The sequence below is a fragment of the Pedobacter sp. UBA4863 genome (genome assembly GCF_002399615.1).
Lineage (GTDB): Bacteria > Bacteroidota > Bacteroidia > Sphingobacteriales > Sphingobacteriaceae > Pedobacter.
Genome location: NZ_DHDZ01000028.1, coordinates 105,521 through 127,271 on the forward strand (window position 1 = coordinate 105,521; position 21,751 = coordinate 127,271).

Here is a 21,751-nt window from a genome sequence, read left to right on the forward strand (position 1 = left end):
TTTGTTTATGCAAATATGCTTAATAAACTTGAGTTGCACTTAATAATTGGGCATTTTTAGATTAACAAAAGATTGAACAAATAAGTGCTATTTTTGTGCTATGTTGGTTGAAAAAAAGGAACGTGTTATTTTAGGAATTGATCCCGGCACGGCAATTATGGGCTATGGTTTAGTTCTAGAAAAAGGAAATAAAATGGAATTACTAAGCTTAGGCGTTGTAAAGCTCAATCACTTAGACGATCACTTTATTAAACTACAGCGCATTTTTGAAAAGACAATGGGCTTAATAGAAACTTACAAACCCGATGCCTTAGCTATTGAAGCTCCTTTTTATGGCAAAAACATTCAAGTAACATTAAAGCTAGGCAGGGCGCAAGGCGTTTGTATGGCGGCGGCGCTTTCTAAAAACATCCCTGTAACCGAATATGCTCCTAGAAAAATTAAGCAATCTATTACTGGCAACGGAACTGCAAGCAAAGAACAGGTGGCTGCCATGCTACAACGCTTGCTCAACTTTAAAGAAACTCCCGAGTTTTTAGATGCTACCGATGGTTTAGCTGTGGCGGTATGTCATTCTTTTCAAAAAATTTCTACCAGTGGTGGTAAAAGCAAAACTTATACAGGTTGGGAAGCTTTTGTAAGTGACAATAAGAAACGGGTGAAGTAGAAACAACTCGTACGGAACCCCTGTCTAATGAACGATATGCGCAACGGAAGTCTCAGAAAACAATTCAGCTTTAGCTTTTAAAATAGCTTTTATTGTTCTCGATTGCTCTTCATCTTCCGTTTGTATTGCCAAAGTCTCCATCTACAAATATGACAAAAGTCTAAACCTTTTTCTTCTTCGGAAATGCCAAGGAGGCGATAATACTTAGTGCTAATATACCTACAATAATAATTAACGAATGCTCCGTAGTGAAACCCCAAGCTTTTAGATGTCCATGACCCAACATTTTAACACCAATAAAGGTTAATAAAAATGCCAACCCAGTTTTTAAATAATGGAATTTATGGATGATGTTCACCAACAAAAAGAACATCGATCTTAAGCCCATAATAGCGAATATATTAGAAAAGAACACAATATATGGATCTTTGGTAACCGCAAATATGGCTGGAATGGAATCTACCGCAAAAATTAGGTCGGTAAATTCTACTATTAATAAAACCAAAAACAACGGAGTAATCAGTTTTTTTCCGTTTACCTTATGAAAGAACTTTTTGCCTTCGTAACGTGGATGTATGGAAAAAAATCTACTGGCAAACCTAACCACCGGGTGTTTCTCTGTATCTATTTTATCATCTTCCTCTTTAGAAAAAAACATTTTGATACCGGTAAATACCAAAAATGCCCCAAAAACGTACAAAATCCAATCGAACTCCCTAATAAGTGCCGCCCCTGCAAAAATGAAGATAAAGCGCATAATAATTGCGCCCAATATACCCCAAAACAATACGCGGTGATAATATTTTTCTGGAACTGCAAAGGCAGAAAACACCAATACAATTACAAAAATATTATCTACCGAAAGCGCATACTCTATGACATAACCTGTTAAAAACTCGATACCTAGATTTTGTCGGTACAACTGTAAACTGGCTGCAAAATTATCAGGGATGATACTAATAGGATGCTGATGTGCCTTAATGACTTCCTTAAGACGCTCCATGTTATCAATACCATGCAAATAATCTCCTTTTACTATTAATAACAAATAGAAAGACAGGGCCAAAACCACCATCACAAAACTCATGATACCAGCCTGTTTAAGGCTTACCACATGTTCTCTTTTACTAAAAAGCCCTAAATCAAGTGCTAAAATAAAAACGATGAATAGAAGAAATCCACCAATGAATAATAACTCGTGCGACATTATTTTTTACGTTCTGTTGTATATTTTACCAATTGTTGCAAGCCTGTTTTCGCATCGCCATCTGGAAATGTATCTAAAATAGCAAAGGCTTTATTTTGATATTCTAGCATTCTCTGATTGGCATAATGTACGCCTTCGTTAGCATTTACAAAATCGATGATCTGTTGTATCTTTTTAGGGTCGTCGTTATGGTTTTTCACCAAATTAATGATGCTTTTACGCTCCCTTTTATCAACCTTATTTAGTGCGTATATTAAAGGCAAGGTTACTTTCTTTTCTTTAATATCAATACCTAACGGCTTACCCACATCATCAGTTCCAAAATCAAACGTATCATCTTTAATTTGAAAGGCAATACCTACCAATTCTCCAAACATGCGCATTTTCTCAATATCCTCTTCTGATGCTCCCGAAGAAGCTGCACCACAAGCACAGCAAGAAGCAATTAACGATGCCGTTTTTTGGCGGATAACGTTAAAATACAACTCCTCACTAATATCCATTCTGCGTACCTTTTCTACCTGCAATAGCTCGCCCTCGCTCATTTGCTGTACCGCCTCAGATACAATCTTCAACAATTGAAATTCATTGTTGTTTACAGAAAGTAGCAAACCTTTCGAGAGCAGATAATCGCCTACCAAAACGGCTATTTTATTTTTCCAAAGTGCATTGATCGAAAAAAAGCCACGACGCTCGTAGGCATTATCTACCACATCGTCGTGCACTAAAGTGGCCGTATGCAACAATTCTACCAAAGCTGCCCCCCTATGCGTAGACTCTACAATGCCACCACAAAGCTTGGCCGCAAAAAACACAAACATTGGGCGCATCTGCTTCCCCTTTCGCTTTACGATATAATGGGTAATTCTATTGAGCAGGGGTGCACTGCTGTGCATCGATTCTTTGAATTTTATTTCAAAGGCATCAATTTCTGCTGCAATAGGCTGCTTAATATGATCTATTCCGGGCATCTGGCAAAAATGTGTTTGCAAACTTAGTTGAATTTCTATTAAAAGCGTATTTTTAATGAAACTATTCGCATGAAGACCTTTATCAAAATTGCAGGTATTGTTTTTGTTCTGCTCATCATCATTTATTTACTAGGGCCAAGCCCCAAAAAACCCACCTACAGCACTCAATTACCTAGCATTCCTACTATTGAAGCGTTAGAAAATTACGTGATTAAGCAAGAGCAACAGCATCAATTAAAACCAGGGAACGAAGCAGAGATTATTTGGGCTGACAGCCTGCACCAACAAACGGAGTATGCCGTAGTCTATCTTCACGGTTTCTCTGCCAGTAAAGAAGAAGGAAATCCAGTACACCGAAACTTTGCAAAATCTATAAAAGCCAATCTTTATTTAGCTCGGTTGGCAGATCATGGTATAGACACCATTGCACCTATGCAATATTTTACAGCCGACAAACTTTGGGAAACCGCAAAAGAAGCTTTAGTTATCGGTAAAAAAATCGGCAAAAAAGTGATTTTAGTAGGTACTTCTACTGGCGGAACTTTGGCTTTACAGCTCGCCGCTGCCTATCCCGAAATACATAGTTTGGTACTGTTGTCTCCTAACATTGCCATTAATGATGATAAGGCATGGCTTCTAAATAATCCTTGGGGCTTGCAAATTGCACGTATGGTTAGCGGTGGCGACGAACGTGTTTTAGATGGCAAAACACCCATTTACAAGAAATATTGGTATAGCCATTACCGTTTAGAATCTGTAGTACAATTACAAGAGCTATTGGAAAGCACCATGACCCCATCGCTGTTTAAAAAAGTAAAACAACCTACCTTGCTGCTTTACTACTACAAAAACGAAAAAGAACAAGATCCAGTGGTAAAGGTATCAGCTATGCTTAAAATGTTTGATGAGCTGGGCACACCAGCCGCTAAGAAAGAGAAATTGGCCCTACCAAATACAGGCAACCATGTTATAGGTTCTTACATCACCTCTAAAGATATACCCAGTGTAGAAAAGACAATGAACGAATTTGCAAGAAAACATATATTCAGTAAATGAAGAAAAAAGTACAATTAGTTTTAGGTAGCGGCGGTGCCAGAGGGCTTGCACACATTGGTGTAATTGAAAGTTTAGAAAAAGATGGATATGAAATTTGCGAAGTAGTTGGCTGTTCTATGGGTGCTGTTGTTGGTGGCTTATACTGCGCAGGTTTTTTGGGCGAGTATAAAGATTGGCTAGCTACGCTAACTAGGAGTAATGTTTTTAGTTTGGTAGATTTTACTTTTAACAGCAGGGGATTTGTAAAAGGCGAAAAAATATGGACGATAATTGCGAAAATTACTGGCGATCAGCAAATTGAAAACTTGAAGATCCCTTTTACCGCTGTGGCTACAGATATGCTACACATGGAAGAAGTACACTACCAATCTGGCGATTTGTTTACAGCCCTACGAGCCAGTATTTCTATCCCCGGAGTATTTACCCCCATCATAAACAACCATACCGTATTGGTTGATGGCGGTGTGCTAAACCCGCTACCTATTGGACTTATCAAAAAACGGGAAGATTGCATTACCGTTGCGGTTAATATAAACGGAAAAAACGAACCCTTGGCCGCAAAAGAGGAAGCTAGGGAGAAAAGTAAGAACTGGCTTCAAAAATACTGGAACAATGGCAACAAGAACGATGTGCCAAAAATTTCTTTTTTTGATTTGATGAACACTTCCTACGATTTTACCCAAGATAGACTTACAGAATTAACCATAGCGCATTATCAACCAGATTTGGTAGTAGAAATTCCTCGAAATGCTTGTGGAACTTTCGATTTCCATAAATCTGCACACTTAATTACGATGGGCAAAAAGGCATACGAAAACACGAAAAACAAACTACCTGCAAGCAATAAAGCTAGTGCATAAATAGCTATGAAACCGTACATTTGCCCATAACTTAAGAATACCGCTTTTTTATATGATGGAATGGAAAAAATTGCTTTCGGCAAAGCGTTGGGGAAACGAAGAAAAAATAGCTAAAGACAACGACGAAGCCAGATCGCAATTTCAAATAGACTATGACAGGTTAATTTTTTCTTCGCCTTTTAGAAGGCTGCAGAACAAAACACAAGTTTTCCCTTTACCAGGTAGTGTTTTTGTACACAACCGTTTAACACATAGCTTGGAAGTAGCCAGTGTTGGCCGTTCGTTGGGTCGTATCTTTTACAACAGCATAAAAAAAGACAATCCTAATATTGATACCGAAGTGCCTTTAATGAGCGAGGTTGGCAATATTGTAGCCGCAGCAGCTTTGGCGCACGACTTAGGTAATCCGGCTTTTGGCCACTCTGGCGAAGCAGCTATTTCTAGGTATTTTACCAATGGCGATGGAAAAGAATATTTGGATAAACTCATCGAAGAACAGAAAAAAGACTTCAGCAAATTTGAGGGAAATGCCAATGCTATTCGTATTCTTACCTATCCGTTTGAAGGCAAGGGAAATGGCGCTTATGCACTCACCTACTCTACTTTAGCGGCTATAGGCAAGTACCCTTGCGAATCGATTATTGGAGGAGACAAATCACAATTGCACCGCAAAAAATATGGCTTTTTTCAATCAGAAAAGGAGATTTTTAGAAAAATTGCGAACGAACTTGGCATGATTTCAGACAGCGAAAGTCCATTGGGTTATTTCCGCCACCCCTTGAGCTATTTGGTGGAAGCGGCCGACGATATTTGCTATGGCATTATCGATTTGGAAGACGCCCATCGTTTGCAAATCTTAAGTTTCGACGAAGTTAAAAATCTGCTTTTACCACTTTGCAATAGCGAAACTTTGGAAGAAAGGTTACAAAACGACCTTGAAGATGATGACGCAAAAGTGAGTTTACTAAGAGCAAAAGCCATTAGCACTTTAATACACCAATGCTCTCGCATCTTTTACGAAGAGCAAACCGCTATTTTAAGTGGCACCTTCAATCAGAGTTTAACAGACACCTTACCTACCGATTTACTGAATGCTTGGAAGAAGATTGAAAAAATATCGGTAGAGAAAATCTACAACTATCAATCGGTAATACAAAAGGAAGTATCGGGCTATAAAGTAATGGCAGGCTTGTTAGAAGAATTTGTACCTGCTTTGGTAAATAACGATAGTCATTATTATAAAAAGCTGGTAAAGCTAATCCCAAAACAGTTTCATACCGAAAAAGAAGATCTGTATTCGCGTGTACAAAGTGTGTTAGACTTTGTATCGGGCATGACAGATTTATATGCTGTAGAACTTTACGGGAAAATTAAAGGGATTTCGTTTCCATCAGCGTAAAAAAAGTCAAAAATTAAAAGTAAGAAAGTTAAAAGCTGGTTAAAGTTAACGTAAGTTTTAGCGTTTAAATGTAAGCTAACAGACCTTGAGATAAATTTCCTTCGCAATGAAATGAAACAAAAAAGGATCGATACTTTACGCATCGATCCTTTTTTATTTAAAACTTTATACTTTTTACCTATTTCCCTTGTCCAATGCCACCCATTTGCCCGCCGCCTTGTTGCTGCTCTTGCTTAATGTCGTCATTTTTGATTTTCTTTTTCTCGGTAAATTTAAGCTTACCAAATTTGTAGCTAAAGTTTAAACCGATAGAACGAATTGGATAGTAAATATTTTGAGTTTGATAAGTAGCACCTGCCTTACTTACCGTTTCTATATGCAAATCTCTACTTATTGGGTTTAAAACATTGATACCAATAGTACCTTGTTTTTTCATGATGTCTTTTTTCACAGCACCACCATAAAAATACATGGGTTCGCTTTTACTTTGGTAGGTATAACGCGGCGAAGTAGCTACGCCAAATAACTCTAAATTCCAACCACCTTTAAAAGAAGTTGCCGAGCGCAAGAAGTAATTATAATTTAAGTAAGTACCTTCGTGCATACCTTCGGTTGCTCCAGCGGCTTTTCTAATATCGTAAGTATTTACGCTAATATTAGTCATTAAAGTCCATTTTGGGGTTGGATTATACGATGCAAAAAAGTTAGCACCAAAACTTTGGGTATTACCTACGTTGTCAAAAGTGGTTAAAGTAATTCCGTTTGCCGCATCTTCCTTAATAATGTTTTCAATAATATTTCTGGTATTTCTGTAGAATAAAGACGCATTAATCATGGAACCTTTAATAAAAGTAGAATAACCAAGCTCCACATTGTGACTTAACTCTGGATCTAAGTGTGGGTTACCTTGAAAAGAGTTTACCGGATTAGATTCGTTGTAAAATGGATTTAAGTAAGCCAAACTTGGACGCTGTACTCTTTTATTGTAAGCCAATTTAATGGTAGTTTTTCCGTTAATGGTTTGCGATAAAACTGCACTTGGAAACAAGTTAAGGTAATCGTTATCTACAGGGTTGCCCAAAGCATCGTTATATTTTATAGCGGTATATTCACTACGTAAACCTCCTTTAAACTTAATTTTCTTTGTCAAATCAAATGCTATAGTAGAATAAGCTGCCGCCACGTTTTGATTGTAATCAAAGATTTTACCCGACCCCTTACCATATTCACTTTCGATATTTCTAAAAATACCTTTTCCTCCTACTTCAAAAATTACCGATTTAGAAAACGGATACACATAATCTGTTTGCACGGTATATTCTTTGTTCTTTCCTAAATTGGTACTAGCCGTGTATTTGTTATTGGCAATTAAACTGGAAGTAAAATCGTTGGTAAAATCATTGGCATTTCTACCTTGTGTTAACTGGCCCGATACCGAAAATTCTTCGCCCTGTTTTTTGCTGGTACGTCTGTAATCTAAGTTCCAATCTAAGTTGTTATTGGTCATATCAGTAGTGCTGATATTAGTACCATTAACCGTGGCACCACCTGCAGTAGTTGTAATTAAAGAAGTACCCGGGCCGCCATTATAAAACCTGTTGTACTTTGCATTGGTGCTGATATTGTTGTAGGCGTTAAAATCGTAATCTAAACCTAGGCTACCATTGTACATTTCTCTACTCCATTCAGACGTTCCATCCTGTAAAACTTCGCTTCCTGGCAATTTATTATAGAAAACCACTTTCGATTCTTGTGGAAAGGCATACATACCACCAAAGGCAGTATTGGCGCTAAAACGACCCGTTTTTGCTGTTAAATTAAATGCTCCAGTATTAGAGCGAGTGCCCGCAGCAGCATTTACCGAACCGCTTACACCTTCGGCATTACTTTTCTTGGTAATAATATTGATGATACCTCCAGAACCTTCAGCTTCGTATTTTGCCGACGGATTGGTAATCACCTCTACATTTTTAATTTGATCGGCCGGAATCATTTTCAAAGCATCGCCCACACTGTTGGCCATAGTGCCCGATGGTTTGCCGTTAATTAAAACCCTAACGGCACTACCACGTAACTGTACATTACCGTTAATATCTACCGAAAGCATGGGCACCTTACGCATCACGTCAGTAGCATCGCCACCAGCATTGGTTGCATCAGCCTCTGCGTTGTAAACCATACGGTCAATCTTATTCTCTATTACGTTCTTTTTACCTTCAATGGTTACTTCTGATAAAGTACTTGCACTACCTGCCAAATACACATCGCCTAAGTTATTATCTGGCTTTTCTGGCGTAGTGGTAGCTAACACAGTTTTAGAAGTGTAGCCAATAAAACCAACTACCAGTTTATATGTTCCAGGTGCAATATTAGCTATGGTTACTTTACCTTTTGCATCGGTTAAACCGCCATTTACGGCTTTATTAGTTTTTGTATTGATAACCGAAACCGTAGCATATTCTACGGGTTGTTTAGTTAACGAATCGATAATTGTTGCTGATATACGCCCAGTCACTTTTGGAGCTGCATTGCCTCCGCCCATCATTGGGAATTGTGCTTTTGCAGTGATTACCGTTAGTAGAGTGAAACAGATTAGTAGTAGTTTTTTCATCAGAGTTAATAATTTCTTTGTGTTGTTTGTACGTATTAGTCTTTCAAAGGTATATTTTGTTACAAGGGCATTGAAGCATTTTTTTATCATTTGCAGTAAACCCTCGGTGAATTGCATTTTTTTAGCGGCGAATGGTTTGGGGCAAAAAGAAAAATCCCAAATGAATACAAAACTCATCTGGGATTAGGCTATTATGATTTCCGCCATTTCGACGAGGCACGAGGAGAAGCCTAGTATGCTGTCTTACACCTGCTAGATTTCTCTCTCGAAAAAACAGGGATCAAAATAACGTATCGCTTAAACTACAATATTTACAATTTTTCCTTTAACAAAGATGATTTTTTTAGGTGTAGCACCATTTAAAAATCCTTGAACCTGCTCATTGGCCAAAACCGCTTCTTCTGCTTCTTTAGCTTCTAAGGCAAGACTCAAATTCAAGTTCATCTTCATTTTTCCGTTGATAGAAATTGGATATGCAAATTCGTCTTCTATTAAATAATTAGGGTTGAAAACTGGGAATTGAGCCGTAGTTAAATCTTTGTGGCCTAACAACGACCATAATTCTTCGCAAATGTGCGGTGCATAAGCAGCCAAAACCACTACTAAATCTTGAAGAATTGCTCGTTTGTTGCATTTCAAATCGGTCAGTTCGTTTACGGCAATCATAAAGCTTGATACTGATGTATTGAAAGAAAATCTTTCGATGTCATCCTGTACTTTCTTAATGATTTTATGCAACGCTTTCAACTCGGCTTTGGTTGGCTCAGCATCGCTTACGGTAAATTCCCAAGCTTCGTTATGGAATAAACGCCAGAATTTACGCAAGAACTTAAACACACCTTCAATTCCGTTGGTGTTCCAAGGTTTACTTTGCTCTAACGGCCCTAAAAACATCTCGTACATACGTAAAGTATCTGCGCCGTATTGTGCAATTAGCACATCAGGATTTACCACGTTGAACTTAGATTTCGACATCTTCTCCACTTCTACGCCGCAAACGTATTTGCCGTTTTCTAAGATAAATTCAGCATCAGCAAACTCGGGTCTAAATTTCTTGAATGCCTCTAAGGCTAAAATTTCATTCTCTACAATATTTACATCAACATGTAAAGCAATGGTTTTGTAATCCTTTTTAAGATTGTAAGAAACCAATTTGTTCGTGCCTTTTCCTTCCTCGTCAACTATCCGATAAACAAAGTTACTTCTACCTTGTATCATCCCTTGGTTAATCAACTTTTTGAAAGGTTCTTCTTCTTGCACAAATCCTAAATCCTTCAAAAATTTGTTCCAAAAACGGCTATACAACAAGTGACCAGTGGCGTGCTCAGAACCACCGATGTACAAATCCACATCTTTCCAGTAGTTCACTGCTTCTTTCGATGCAAATTCGTTGTTGTTCAACGCATCCATATAACGGTACCAATACCAGCTACTGCCTGCCCAACCTGGCATGGTAGAAAGTTCGTACTCATAACGGTCTTCGTATTTCCAACCTTCGGCCCTTCCTAGTGGTGGTTCGCCTGTTTCAGTTGGTAAATATTTATCAATTTCTGGCAATACCAATGGTAATTCTTCTTCTTTTAACAAGTAAGGCAAACCATCTTTAAAATACACCGGAATTGGCTCGCCCCAATATCGTTGACGGCCAAAAATAGCATCACGTTGGCGGAAATTCACTTTTGCTTTTCCAACTCCTTGATCTTCTAACCAATTATTTAAGAAAGCAACTGCTTCTTTATACTCCATGCCGTTGATGAAACCAGAATTGATATATTTGCCTTCTTTGGTCGCATCTGCCTGTTGGTCAATGTCTTTTTGTGCATCTAAAATTTGTACAATTGGCAAATTAAAGTGTGTTGCAAATAACCAATCGCGTTGGTCGCCACTTGGCACGCCCATTACCGCACCAGTACCGTAACCAGCCAATACATAATCTGCAATCCATAACTGTACACGCTCGCCACTTACCGGATTAATCACATAAGTACCTGTAAAAGCACCAGAAACAGTTTTAGCGTCCGCCATGCGGTCTAATTCCGATTTCTTTTTGGTTTGTAAGATGTAATTTTCGATATCAGCTTTTTGCTCAGGAGTAGTTAATTCTGCTACCCATTCGTGCTCTGGTGCTAATACCAAATAAGAAACTCCAAAAATCGTGTCCACACGTGTGGTGAAAACTTCAATTTGTTTATCGCTATTTTCTACTTTAAACTTTACAGACGCACCAACGCTCTTGCCAATCCAGTTGCGTTGCATTTCTTTAATTGGCTCTGGCCAATCAATCGTATTTAATCCTTGCAAAAGTCTGTCGGCATAGGCAGTAATTCTCATACTCCACTGCATCATTTTCTTTTGCTCTACCGGATGCCCGCCACGCTCAGAAAAACCACCAATTACCTCATCATTAGCCAATACCGTACCCAAGGCTGCGCACCAGTTTACCGTACTTTCTTTTAAATACGTTAAACGATATTTTAATAGCTCTACTTGTTTTTCCTCTTCCGTAAAAGTAGCCCAATCGGTCGGTAAAAAAGTTCTAACATCTTCATCGCAAGCCGCTTTTACATCGGCACTGCCAGCTTCATTAAATTTATGGATTAAGGCTGATATCGGCTCAGCTTTATCAGTTTCTAAGTTGTACCAAGAGTTGAACAGCTGCATAAAAATCCACTGTGTCCACTTGTAATAAGAAGGGTCGCTGGTGCGCACCTCTCGGCTCCAATCAAAAGAAAAACCAATTTGATCTAACTGCCTGCGGTAGGTATTGATATTGGTTGCTGTGGTAACTGCCGGATGTTGCCCTGTTTGGATGGCATATTGCTCGGCAGGTAAACCAAACGAGTCGTAACCCATTGGGTGCAATACGTTGAAACCTTTTAAACGTTTGTATCTTGCAAAAATATCAGATGCGATATAACCCAGCGGATGGCCAACGTGCAAACCTGCTCCCGAAGGATAAGGAAACATGTCTAAAACATAGTATTTCGGCTTGTTCGAATTGGCTTCGGCTTTAAACGATTGATTTTCTGCCCAATATTTTTGCCACTTTTGTTCTATGGCTGCAAATTGATAATCCATTGATATGCTGTTTCTAAATCGAGTGCAAAGGTAAGGAAATTTACGATTGGTCAAAAGTGGTCAGTAGTCGGCTATCAGTGGTCTGAGAAATGACCAATATCCAAGCACCAATTATCAAACACAAAATATTATCACTATCCATATCTTTCGGACTTGCGGTCTATCAACTTTCGGACGGCAAAACAAGTTAAAGAATGTTAAAGCCTATCTACCTTGCAAAGTATTTTTACAACTTTACAACTTTCAAACATTCTAGCAATCGGGCAATTTAGGAGTTATTTAATTTAAGTTTTAGGTTACATTTACTTATTTTCGCAGAAACAATTATTACGTATGGAAGAATTTGAAGTAAGTCAGGCGGCAAAAAAAACCAAAACAGTATATATTTCTACTATTTTCAGTATTGCATTGGTATTGTTAATGTTGGGTATGTTGGGATTAATTTTGGTACACGCCAAAAACTTATCCAATTATGTGAAAGAAAACATTGTGCTTAACATTATTGTTGATGAAGGTGCCAAAGAAACCGAAGTACTTGCGTTTAAAAAGAGTTTAGACAACAATGTTGCAGTTAAACAGACCCAATACGTAAATAAAGAAGTTGCGCAACACAACCTTACCAAAGATTTAGGCGAAGATTTCGTGAATTTTTTGGGCTACAATCCGCTACTTTCTACCATTGACGTTTACATGAAGGCAGATTATGCCAACAACCAAAACATCGATGCGCTAAAGAGAAACATCGAAAAAAATCCAATTGTAAAAGAAGTAGTTTACCAAAGTTCGCTAATTGATATGGTGAACAAAAATATCAATACCATTAGCTTAATTGTTTTGGGGTTTGCAGGTATTTTGTTGGTTATTGCCATTGCTTTAATTAACAACACTATTCGCTTAGCAATTTTCTCACAACGTTTCTTAATAAAAAGTATGCAGTTAGTGGGGGCTACCAAGAACTTCATTCGCCAACCCTTTATTTTGGTTGCCGCATTGCATGGCATCATAGCTTCTTTTATTGCAATAATTATCCTTTTAGGCTTATTATATTACGCCCAACAAGAACTACCAGAAATTATTATCTTGAGAAACTTTACAGAGTTTGGCTTGGTATTCATTAGCATGGTAGCTATTGGCATTTTTATTACAGCAATTAGCACTTGGTTTGCGGTAAGCAAATATTTACGTTTAAAAATTTACGACCTGTACAGATAATGACAGATAAAAAAACAACTTCTGCAACGCAGAAAGAAGAATTGGTGTTCACCAAAAAAAACTATCAATTATTAATCATCAGCATGGTAATTGTGGTAGTGGGCTTTTTGTTGATGATGGGTGCTGATGGTGACATTTACGATGTTAGAAGAACACTAATTGCTCCAATGGTAGTGCTTTTTGGATTTGCTTTCGGTGTTTACGCAGTGCTGAAAAAATAGAAATCGTTATATTTGTGTATGACAGCCGCAAAATTACAAATGGAAATAGAGTCCTTACCTGCCCACTTGAGACAGGAAGTTGCTGATTTTGTTGCTTTTTTAAAAACAAAAACAGCTAAAAAGACCAAATTAAAAGCTCGTGAGTTTGGTTACGCCAAAGGAAAAATTAGGCTCTCAGATGATTTCGATGAACCTTTAGACGTATTTTCGGAATATCAATAGATGAGATACTTATTGGATACTCATACCTTTTTATGGTTTGTAGAGGGAAATAAGCAATTACCGCAAAATATTATTTCTAAAATCAACAACATTAACCAATCTTGCTACATTAGCATTGTTTCTTTTTGGGAAATTGCAATAAAAATACAGCTAGGAAAACTTGAGCTGGACATTCCATTTAATGAATTATTCGAATTCGCTAAAAGAAATCAGATTGAAATAATTGAAATTAGTGAGCTACACCTCACAGGATTATTAAATTTAGAGCCGTATCACAAAGACCCTTTTGATAGGCTAATCATATCACAAACCATTTCAGAAAAGCTAACATTATTATCGAAAGATAATCATATGGATAAATACAAAATAATCCTAGAGTGGGATTAACAACTTACTAAACATGAACTACCTACAAGCACTTATCCTTGCAATTATTGAAGGATTAACCGAGTTTTTACCCGTTTCTTCTACTGGCCACATGGTGATAGCCAGCTCTATAATGGGCATTGCCGAAGACGACTTTGTGAAACTTTTTACCATTGCCATTCAATTAGGTGCCATTTTAGCGGTAGTAGTAGTTTATTGGAAAAAATTCATCAACCTTAACAGCTTTGCCTTTTATCTAAAATTGGCCATTGCGGTTATACCAGCACTTTTTTTTGGCTATCTACTAAACGATTTTATAGACAGTAAACTGGGCAATCCCGTATTTATAGCTGTAATTTTATTAGTTGGCGGCATCATACTATTATTTATAGATAAGGTATTTAAAAACCCAACCGTGGCCAACGAAAGTGAAATTACCAACGGCACAGCTTTTAAAATAGGTTTGTACCAAGTATTGGCAGTTTGTTTCCCAGGTTTAAGCAGAAGCGCCGCTACCATTATAGGTGGTATGCAACAAAAATTAACCAAAAGTGCGGCAGCAGAATTCTCGTTCTTTTTAGCGGTACCTACCATGGTGGCTGCAACGGGCTACAAATTACTAAAAGGCTACGAGCTGTTAAATGCCGAAAACATTAAAATCCTACTTGTTGGCAATGTTATAGCTTTTGTGGTGGCTATTATCGCCATCAAATCGTTCATTAGCTTTTTAACCAAGCACGGCTTTCGTATTTTTGGTTGGTACAGAATTGCCATAGGCCTACTTATATTAGGGCTTTATTTTGCCGGAGTAGAACTAACCATTGTTTAAGCATATCATCCCTTCGGGATTTTAATATTACCTTTGCAAAAAATTATTGCATTGCAAGAAAACACCACATTTCCAGAATTCAATTTTGCAGAAGGCGAACTGCTGCTCATTAACAAACCCTACCAATGGACATCGTTTGACGTAGTGGGAAAAATCCGTAATTCGTTAAAGCCGCAGAAATTAAAAGTTGGCCATGCAGGCACATTAGACCCTTTAGCTACAGGCCTATTAATTATTTGTACCGGCAAACTAACCAAGCAAATTGATACTTTTCAGGCCGAAGAAAAGGAATATACAGGCACGCTTATCTTAGGTGCAACCACCCCATCGTACGATATGGAGACCGCGGTAGATACTACTTTTGATATTTCGCAGCTTACCGAAGAGCAAATCCATGCTGCAACAACACAGTTTAAAGGCGACATTTCTCAATATCCGCCAGCACACTCTGCCGTAAAAGTAAATGGCGAACGCTTATATGTAAAAGCCAGATTGGGCGAAGAAGTAGAACTGAAGAAACGCTTTGTAACCGTTAACGAGTTCGAAATTACTCGAATTGCTTTGCCAGAAGTTGATTTCCGTGTAGTTTGCAGCAAAGGCACTTACATTCGCTCCTTAGTTTCCGATTTTGGAAAAGCCCTAAACAACGGTGCTTATCTTTCTAAATTAACCCGCACCCGGAGCGGCAGCTTTTTATTAAGCAATGCTTTTGAGCTACCAGATTTCATTGCTTATCTTCGCAATAGAAGAGAAAAAGCAAAATTGAACACCGAAAGTTCATCGTTATGACAGCAAAAAAAAAGACAGACAAGGTACGACAAGTTAGAGAAGTTCTTTTTATGTGTTTGGGTGTTATTTCGGCCTGTTTTGGCTTAAAAAGCTTTTTAATGCCCGAACATTTTATTGATGGCGGCGTAACAGGTATCTCTCTATTGCTAAGCACATTAACCAGCTGGAACCTATCGTACTTAATCATCGCCATTAATATTCCGTTCATTATTTTAGGATATAAGCAAATCGGTAGCGTTTTTGCCTTTAAAACAGCTATTGCTATTGCTGCGCTTTCTTTGGGGTTAATTTTTATCCCTTTCCAACCTATAACACACGAAAAAGTACTGGTTGCCTTTTTTGGCGGTTTCTTTTTAGGCGGCGGTATTGGTCTTGCTATGCGTGGCGGCTGTGTAATTGATGGCACCGAAGTCTTAGCGCTTTACATTAGCAGAAAAAGTCAATTAACCGTAGGGAATATCATTTTTATCCTTAACATCATTATATTTCTTTTTGCTGCCTATTTCATTAACATTGATACCGCACTGTATGCCATCCTAACTTATTTATCGGCCACCAACACCATCGATTTTATCGTAAACCGATTAGAAGCCTATACTGGTGTAACCATCATTTCTGAAGAAAATGAAACCATTAAAGCTTTTATTATTAACGATATGAAGCGTGGCGTAACCATTTACAAAGGCGAAGGCGGCTATTTGCAGAAAAAGGACATCGACATTATTTATACAGTGGTAACCAAACTCGAACTGGGCAAGCTACAAGATAAGATTAACGAAATAGACCCTAACGCTTTTGTAGTACAACAACAAATTGCCGACTTGAAAGGTGGCGTAGTTAAACGTCAGGCATTCCATTAAAGATTTTATCATTTTGAAAATATATCATCAACTTTCTGAGTTTAAAAAATTAGCTAACGCCGTAGTTACCATTGGTACTTTCGATGGTGTACATTTCGGACATCAAAAAATTGTTAAAAGGCTGTGCGAATTGGCAAAATCATCGGGTGGCGAAAGTGTCTTGCTAACCTTTTTTCCGCACCCTAGAATGATAATAGATCCTGAAAACCAGGAACTGAAAATGATCAACACCATTGATGAGAAAGCTCAAATTTTGGCAAGTTTAGGCATAGACCACTTAATCATCACTCCTTTTACGAGAGATTTTTCGAACCTCAGCGCAGAAGAATACATCAAAAAAATTCTAGTAGATACCATTGGCACTAAAAAAATCATCATCGGTTACGACCACCGGTTTGGGAAAGACAGGTTAGGCAATATCCAAACTTTAACAGCAAACGCCAATACATTTGGCTACGAAGTAGAAGAAATCCCCGAACAAGACATTAATGATGTTTCTGTAAGCTCTACCAAAATTAGAAAAGCACTTTTAGAAGGCGATGTTGCCCTGGCCAATAAATATTTAGGCTATACTTTTTCTATTTGTGGCCCCGTAATTAAAGGCGATAAAATTGGTAGAACCATTGGTTTTCCTACAGCTAATATTTTTATAGCCGAAACCTACAAACTTATTCCTGGCGATGGTATTTATGCAGTGACGGTAGAGCTAGCGTTAGAAGACCCAAGACCGAAGACCGAAGATAATAGTGCACAAATACAAGATTTGGACATAAAACTTCCGACATCAGACATCGGACATCAAACTTTCAAAGGCATGGCCTACATTGGGCAGCGGCCCACCATTAACGGCATGACCCGAAACATAGAAGTAAACATTTTTGATTTCGATAGAGAAATTTACGGACAGCACATTAAAATGAATTTCTTGGCTTTTTTAAGGTACGATGTAAAATTTACTGGCCTAGAAGCATTAAAACTGCAACTACAAAAAGACAAAGAAGACACCTTAGCTTTTTTTAGCCAGCTTTAACATTTTACTGTCGTTTTTTTAAGGCAAGGTACTCCCTCTTTACATTATCACTTCAAAAAGCCCACTTTTTTTTGTAATTTGTGGGCAATGAAGTATATATTGTTGTTTTTTGTTTGCTTAGCCTTCTCTTATGGTTCGTTATCTGCCAACGAAACGAAAGCACTTGCGCAAAAACAATCACAAACACACAGTACTATCCGTATTGGAATTGGGCAAGAAAAAAAGTGCTTCTCTTACACAAAAATCATATTTCTTTCTACAAAAGCTAGATTTCATAATCAAGAAAGTCTAACACCTAACAGCTTTTATAAAGCTAGAAACAAAGTTACTTTGCTGGTTAAGCAAAAAATAGCCTACGGCAAAACGCTCGAAAATTTTAGTTACCAATATATTTTTAGTTATCTGTACCCTAAGCATGTTTTTTGGTAAAACATTCCTGCCCAATATTACCAAAGTTTAAACAAAAACAACTAACATTTTTTAGCTAGATGACACACTTACCTGTACTTATTGCAGATTTAGGATTGATACTTGCCGCAGGAGGCATAACCACTATTATTTTTAAAAAAATTAAACAGCCTTTAGTTTTAGGCTACATCATTGCCGGACTTTTAGTTGGTCCACATTTCAGCTTTATCCCAACCGTTTCAGACAATGCCAACATTACCATTTGGGCCGAAATTGGAGTAATCTTTCTACTTTTTAGCCTTGGCTTAGAGTTTAGTTTCAAAAAACTGGTTAAAGTGGGTGGCTCCTCATCCATTACCGCCTTGGTAGAAATTATTGGCATGAGTATTATTGGTTATTTTGCCGGTAAATTAATGGGCTGGAGCACTATGGACAGTATTTTCTTGGGTGCTGTACTTTCCGTTTCCTCTACCACCATTATCATCAGAGCCTTTGACGAGCTCGGCGTAAAACACAAGAAATTTGCCAACCTCGTTTTTGGAGCCCTAATTGTAGAAGACTTAGCCGCCATTTTAATTATGGTACTGTTAACTACATTAGCCGTTAGTCAGCAATTTGCAGGAGCAGACATGCTAATTTCCATCTTAAAACTAAGCTTCTTTCTTATCCTGTGGTTTTTGGGCGGTATTTTTATCATCCCTACTTTCTTAAAGCTAACCAAAAAGCTAATGAACGATGAAACCCTCTTGGTGGTTTCTTTAGCGTTATGCTTAGTAATGGTAATATTGGCCGTTAAGGTAGGTTTCTCACCTGCGCTAGGTGCTTTTATCATGGGCTCGATACTGGCAGAAACCACCCAAGCCGAAAAAATAGAACATCTTACCAAATCGGTTAAAGACCTTTTTGGTGCTATCTTTTTTGTTTCTGTGGGTATGTTAATAGACCCAAAAGTATTACTTGCTTATTGGCAACCCATTTTAATCATCACGGGCTTAACCATTGTGGGTAAACTAATTACTACTGGTGGTGGGGCGCTATTATCTGGTCAGCCCTTAAAAACCTCGGTACAAACAGGTTTAAGCCTAACTCAAATTGGAGAATTTTCTTTCATTATCGCCACCTTAGGTTTAAGTTTAAAAGTAACCAGCGAGTTCCTTTACCCTATCACGGTAGCCGTATCGGCAATTACTACGTTTACCACTCCTTACCTCATCAAGTACTCTGAAAATTTCTACAACTTTTTAGAAAAAATACTCCCTAAAAAATGGCTAACTGCCATTAACAGATACAGTAGCAGTACCGAAGGTATTACCACATTAAGCGATTGGAAAATATTATTACGTTCTTATATTACCAACACCATCACACACTCGGTTATAATTATTGCCATTGTTGTTTTGGCCTCTAATTCGCTACACCCATTTATCGTTAAAAACATTACCAATGATAAAGATGGCGTTATTATCAGTGTTATTATTTCGTTCTTAATTATGTCGCCATTCTTGTGGGCGCTATCCATCAAGAGGCTACAAAAAGTAGCCTACTCGCACCTTTGGCTAAACAAGAAATACACCCGTGGCCCATTAATAGCTATGGAAATTTTTAGAATTTCGCTTGGGATATTCTTTGTAGGCTTCTTAATGTACAAATTTTTCGACACCTGGGTAGCTGCCGGTATTGCGCTGGCCTTAATTGTACTGGTAATGATTATTTTTTCACGCAAACTACAAGCTTTCTACGAACGAATGGAAAACCGTTTTTTCTACAACTTAAATGCTAGAGAAACCGCTAAAAAACAACCCGAGATTTTACCTTGGGACACGCACCTACTAGAATTAACCGTAGCTCCAGAATCGAAACTGGTAGGTAAAACACTGGTAGATTTAGCAGTACGGGAAAAATATGGCATTAACATCGCCATGATTGAGCGGGGCAAAATCATGATCCCAACACCTAAAAGAGACGAAAGGCTATACCCTAATGATAAGGTATTGGTAATTGGAACAGACGATCAATTAGCTAGCGTGAAAAACTTATTTGAAGGCGACAATGCAGAAATTAATGAAGAACAAACATTTCCTAAACAAGATATGTCCTTACAAAAGATTGTCATCAACAGTAAATCACCTGTTTTTGGACAAACCATTAGAGAAAGTGGCATAAGAGAGAAAACACAAGGCTTGGTGGTTGGTATCGAAAGAAACGGGCAGCGTATCCTTAATCCAGATTCTAATTTAGTATTCGAAAATGAGGATATTGTTTGGATTGTGGGTAATAACAAGCGCATTCCGGCACTTTTAAAATAAAGCAAAGCTCCTTAAGCAAGTAATGAGAAAAATAGAACAAGACAAAGGTAATTTTTTAGACGAAATGCTAGATTATTGGCAAACCGAAGGCTTATTAAGCGATACCGATTGCCAAAAATTAAAACAAAGCTACGAGCCAAAAACTTTCGACTGGCGGCGTTTGGCCCAATACTCGTTCTGGACGGCTATGGTTTGTGGCGTGATTGCACTAAGTTCATTATTGGCAGACAAATCATTGTTAAATTACCTCAAAAATTTATACAACACGCCAAACATCGTAATCAGTATCTTATCGGCCTTGCTTGCCAGCGGATGCTACATTTTTGGCTTTAAAAGAAAGAAAAGCTACCCACACAAAACATTTAGCAACGAAGCCATTATTTTCTCGGGAGTTATACTAACAGCAAATGCAATCGCATACTTCGGAAAAGCCTTTGCAAGCGATAATAATCACTTTTCAATACTCATTCTTTTTTCGGTGATGATTTATTTGGCTTTAGCCTACCATTTTAAATCTAAGCTAATATGGGCATTTGCACTTTTAGCTTTAGGCACTTGGTATGGTACCGAAACAGGTTATCTGTCTAATTGGAACTGGTTATTTTTAGGATTAAACTATCCTTTGCGCTTTGTTTTTTTTGGTCTGCTGCTTACGGTGTCGTCATTACTTTTAAAAAAGCACCAACAACTGTCTTATTTCTTCGATCTTACTTACTTTTTCGGATTATTATACCTGTTCACCTCTTTATTATTACTCTCTATTTTTGGAAATTATGATAATTTAGAAGATTGGTATGCCATAAAACAGCTATCCTTATTTTATTGGGCAATTATTTCGGTTACCTCTTGTGTATTAAGCATTGTTATTGGCTTAAAAACAAATGATGCCATGCTCCGAGAGTTTGGCATAGCATTCCTTTTCATTAACCTTTATGTGCGTTACTTCGAGTATTTTTGGGACAGTTGGCACAAAGCAGTTTTCTTTGCCATTTTAGGTGCCTCATTTGTATTAATTGGTCGCAAGGCCGAAAAAATTTGGAATTTGGAGTTTATGAAAAAGTAGTTAGCCTACAGTAAATGTAATGCATAACGCTAATTCTCCAAAATTGGGCAACATTAAATGAGCATCAGTAATAAATTACATGACCGCAGTCATAAAAACAAAAGCGCAATTAGGTGTATCTTTGTACATTAAAACAGTAGCAAATGGCATTGGCAGATATTAGCAATTTAGAAGACATCAAGTTATTGGTAAACACTTTCTATTCGCGAATACGAGAGAACGAATTATTGGGCCCAATTTTCGACGAAAGAATTGGCGACAGATGGCCAGAACATTTAGAAAAGATGTATCGTTTTTGGCAAACTGTACTCTTAGAAGAGCATACCTACACCGGAAGTCCTTTTCCGCCACATGCCAAGCTCCCTGTAGAAGCCCTACATTTTGATACTTGGCTACAAATTTGGAACAACACTTTAGCTGAGCTGTTTGAAGGCGAAAGAGCCAGTGAAGCCAAATGGCGAGGCTACAAAATGGCCGAAATGTTTATGTACAAGATAGAATACTATCGTAACAGCAATGCAAAACCGTTGCTTTAGCAGTTGCCAATTTTCAGTTTTGAAGTCGCAGAAGCTGTTTAAATTTCAATAAGAATAAAT

At 37.8% G+C, this 21,751-nt stretch carries 19 protein-coding genes; 15 read left to right on the forward strand and 4 right to left on the reverse strand.

The genetic code is table 11. The features are described 5' to 3' along the window. Positions 1-100 precede the first annotated feature (100 nt). A complete protein-coding gene (gene ruvC / locus B3I52_RS05325; RefSeq protein ID WP_293299401.1) occupies positions 101-667 on the forward strand; it encodes a crossover junction endodeoxyribonuclease RuvC in 567 nt (188 codons plus the stop codon). 160 nt (positions 668-827) lie between these two features. Here ruvC and B3I52_RS05330 read toward each other — a convergent pair whose 3' ends face one another. Together B3I52_RS05330 and B3I52_RS05335 are read right to left on the reverse strand one after the other, a co-directional pair. Further along, positions 828-1,874, reverse strand: a complete 1,047-nt coding sequence (locus B3I52_RS05330) for a TerC family protein (RefSeq protein WP_293299402.1) — start codon at positions 1,872-1,874, stop codon at positions 828-830. Then, the gene (locus B3I52_RS05335) at positions 1,874-2,845 is read right to left on the reverse strand and encodes a polyprenyl synthetase family protein (RefSeq protein WP_293299403.1); all 972 of its coding nucleotides are present in this window, start codon (positions 2,843-2,845) and stop codon (positions 1,874-1,876) included. The genes B3I52_RS05330 and B3I52_RS05335 overlap by 1 nt, the downstream gene beginning before the upstream one ends. A 69-nt stretch (positions 2,846-2,914) precedes the next feature. On the opposite strand from B3I52_RS05335, the gene B3I52_RS05340 reads away from it, so the two are divergent. From B3I52_RS05340 to B3I52_RS05350, 3 genes are read left to right on the forward strand one after another with little or no spacing between them, the layout of a single operon-like run. After that, entirely contained in the window at positions 2,915-3,901 is a 987-nt protein-coding gene (locus B3I52_RS05340; protein WP_293299404.1) for an alpha/beta hydrolase, read from the forward strand. Continuing rightward, positions 3,898-4,761 carry a patatin-like phospholipase family protein gene (locus B3I52_RS05345; RefSeq protein WP_293299405.1) on the forward strand — a complete coding sequence of 288 codons (864 nt, stop codon included), beginning with the start codon at positions 3,898-3,900 and terminating at the stop codon, positions 4,759-4,761. Before B3I52_RS05340 ends, B3I52_RS05345 begins: the two co-directional genes overlap by 4 nt. Before the next feature lie 55 nt (positions 4,762-4,816). Further along, on the forward strand, positions 4,817-6,160 hold the full coding sequence (locus B3I52_RS05350) for a deoxyguanosinetriphosphate triphosphohydrolase (protein ID WP_293299406.1): 1,344 nt from the start codon (positions 4,817-4,819) through the stop codon (positions 6,158-6,160). Positions 6,161-6,338: 178 nt separating this feature from the next. On the opposite strand, the gene B3I52_RS05355 is transcribed toward B3I52_RS05350, so the two are convergent. Both B3I52_RS05355 and leuS read right to left on the reverse strand, forming a co-directional pair. After that, positions 6,339-8,771 carry a TonB-dependent receptor domain-containing protein gene (locus tag B3I52_RS05355; RefSeq protein ID WP_293299407.1) on the reverse strand — a complete coding sequence of 811 codons (2,433 nt, stop codon included), beginning with the start codon at positions 8,769-8,771 and terminating at the stop codon, positions 6,339-6,341. A gap of 297 nt (positions 8,772-9,068) precedes the next feature. Further along, on the reverse strand, positions 9,069-11,849 hold the full coding sequence (gene leuS / locus B3I52_RS05360; RefSeq protein ID WP_293299408.1) for a leucine--tRNA ligase: 2,781 nt from the start codon (positions 11,847-11,849) through the stop codon (positions 9,069-9,071). Between the two features lie 333 nt (positions 11,850-12,182). On the opposite strand from leuS, the gene B3I52_RS05365 reads away from it, so the two are divergent. From B3I52_RS05365 to B3I52_RS05415, 11 genes are all read left to right on the forward strand, one after another. Then, a complete protein-coding gene (locus B3I52_RS05365; protein ID WP_293299409.1) occupies positions 12,183-13,061 on the forward strand; it encodes a cell division protein FtsX in 879 nt (292 codons plus the stop codon). After that, positions 13,061-13,282, forward strand: coding sequence for a DUF3098 domain-containing protein (locus B3I52_RS05370; RefSeq protein ID WP_293299410.1), 222 nt, complete (start codon positions 13,061-13,063; stop codon positions 13,280-13,282). Before B3I52_RS05365 ends, B3I52_RS05370 begins: the two co-directional genes overlap by 1 nt. An 18-nt stretch (positions 13,283-13,300) precedes the next feature. Continuing rightward, on the forward strand, positions 13,301-13,504 hold the full coding sequence (locus tag B3I52_RS05375; RefSeq protein ID WP_293299411.1) for a type II toxin-antitoxin system VapB family antitoxin: 204 nt from the start codon (positions 13,301-13,303) through the stop codon (positions 13,502-13,504). Further along, positions 13,505-13,891 carry a type II toxin-antitoxin system VapC family toxin gene (locus tag B3I52_RS05380; RefSeq protein WP_293299412.1) on the forward strand — a complete coding sequence of 129 codons (387 nt, stop codon included), beginning with the start codon at positions 13,505-13,507 and terminating at the stop codon, positions 13,889-13,891. A 13-nt stretch (positions 13,892-13,904) separates the two neighbouring features. Continuing rightward, entirely contained in the window at positions 13,905-14,699 is a 795-nt protein-coding gene (locus B3I52_RS05385) for an undecaprenyl-diphosphate phosphatase (protein WP_293299413.1), read from the forward strand. A 33-nt stretch (positions 14,700-14,732) separates the two neighbouring features. Further along, entirely contained in the window at positions 14,733-15,488 is a 756-nt protein-coding gene (gene truB, locus B3I52_RS05390) for a tRNA pseudouridine(55) synthase TruB (RefSeq protein ID WP_293299414.1), read from the forward strand. After that, positions 15,485-16,348, forward strand: a complete 864-nt coding sequence (locus B3I52_RS05395) for a YitT family protein (RefSeq protein WP_293299415.1) — start codon at positions 15,485-15,487, stop codon at positions 16,346-16,348. Before truB ends, B3I52_RS05395 begins: the two co-directional genes overlap by 4 nt. Positions 16,349-16,361: 13 nt before the next feature. After that, on the forward strand, positions 16,362-17,378 hold the full coding sequence (locus tag B3I52_RS05400; protein WP_293299416.1) for a bifunctional riboflavin kinase/FAD synthetase: 1,017 nt from the start codon (positions 16,362-16,364) through the stop codon (positions 17,376-17,378). Between the two features lie 488 nt (positions 17,379-17,866). Beyond that, the gene (locus tag B3I52_RS05405; protein WP_293299417.1) at positions 17,867-20,092 is read left to right on the forward strand and encodes a cation:proton antiporter; all 2,226 of its coding nucleotides are present in this window, start codon (positions 17,867-17,869) and stop codon (positions 20,090-20,092) included. Positions 20,093-20,114: 22 nt separating this feature from the next. Further along, a complete protein-coding gene (locus B3I52_RS05410; protein ID WP_293299418.1) occupies positions 20,115-21,155 on the forward strand; it encodes a DUF2157 domain-containing protein in 1,041 nt (346 codons plus the stop codon). 143 nt (positions 21,156-21,298) lie between these two features. Next, a complete protein-coding gene (locus tag B3I52_RS05415; protein ID WP_293299419.1) occupies positions 21,299-21,691 on the forward strand; it encodes a group III truncated hemoglobin in 393 nt (130 codons plus the stop codon). Positions 21,692-21,751 lie beyond the last annotated feature (60 nt).

Bases quoted from the DNA above. Each gene is read 5' to 3' on its own strand.
- B3I52_RS05410 (WP_293299418.1), top strand. From the start codon at position 20,115: ATGAGAAAAATAGAACAAGACAAAGGTAATTTTTTAGACGAAATGCTA.
- B3I52_RS05330 (WP_293299402.1), bottom strand. From the start codon at position 1,874: ATGTCGCACGAGTTATTATTCATTGGTGGATTTCTTCTATTCATCGTT.
- ruvC (WP_293299401.1), top strand. From the start codon at position 101: ATGTTGGTTGAAAAAAAGGAACGTGTTATTTTAGGAATTGATCCCGGC.
- B3I52_RS05380 (WP_293299412.1), top strand. From the start codon at position 13,505: ATGAGATACTTATTGGATACTCATACCTTTTTATGGTTTGTAGAGGGA.
- B3I52_RS05370 (WP_293299410.1), top strand. From the start codon at position 13,061: ATGACAGATAAAAAAACAACTTCTGCAACGCAGAAAGAAGAATTGGTG.
- leuS (WP_293299408.1), bottom strand. From the start codon at position 11,849: ATGGATTATCAATTTGCAGCCATAGAACAAAAGTGGCAAAAATATTGG.
- B3I52_RS05415 (WP_293299419.1), top strand. From the start codon at position 21,299: ATGGCATTGGCAGATATTAGCAATTTAGAAGACATCAAGTTATTGGTA.
- B3I52_RS05395 (WP_293299415.1), top strand. From the start codon at position 15,485: ATGACAGCAAAAAAAAAGACAGACAAGGTACGACAAGTTAGAGAAGTT.
- B3I52_RS05365 (WP_293299409.1), top strand. From the start codon at position 12,183: ATGGAAGAATTTGAAGTAAGTCAGGCGGCAAAAAAAACCAAAACAGTA.
- B3I52_RS05345 (WP_293299405.1), top strand. From the start codon at position 3,898: ATGAAGAAAAAAGTACAATTAGTTTTAGGTAGCGGCGGTGCCAGAGGG.
- B3I52_RS05385 (WP_293299413.1), top strand. From the start codon at position 13,905: ATGAACTACCTACAAGCACTTATCCTTGCAATTATTGAAGGATTAACC.
- B3I52_RS05350 (WP_293299406.1), top strand. From the start codon at position 4,817: ATGGAATGGAAAAAATTGCTTTCGGCAAAGCGTTGGGGAAACGAAGAA.
- B3I52_RS05355 (WP_293299407.1), bottom strand. From the start codon at position 8,771: ATGAAAAAACTACTACTAATCTGTTTCACTCTACTAACGGTAATCACT.
- B3I52_RS05335 (WP_293299403.1), bottom strand. From the start codon at position 2,845: ATGCCCGGAATAGATCATATTAAGCAGCCTATTGCAGCAGAAATTGAT.
- B3I52_RS05405 (WP_293299417.1), top strand. From the start codon at position 17,867: ATGACACACTTACCTGTACTTATTGCAGATTTAGGATTGATACTTGCC.
- B3I52_RS05375 (WP_293299411.1), top strand. From the start codon at position 13,301: ATGACAGCCGCAAAATTACAAATGGAAATAGAGTCCTTACCTGCCCAC.
- B3I52_RS05340 (WP_293299404.1), top strand. From the start codon at position 2,915: ATGAAGACCTTTATCAAAATTGCAGGTATTGTTTTTGTTCTGCTCATC.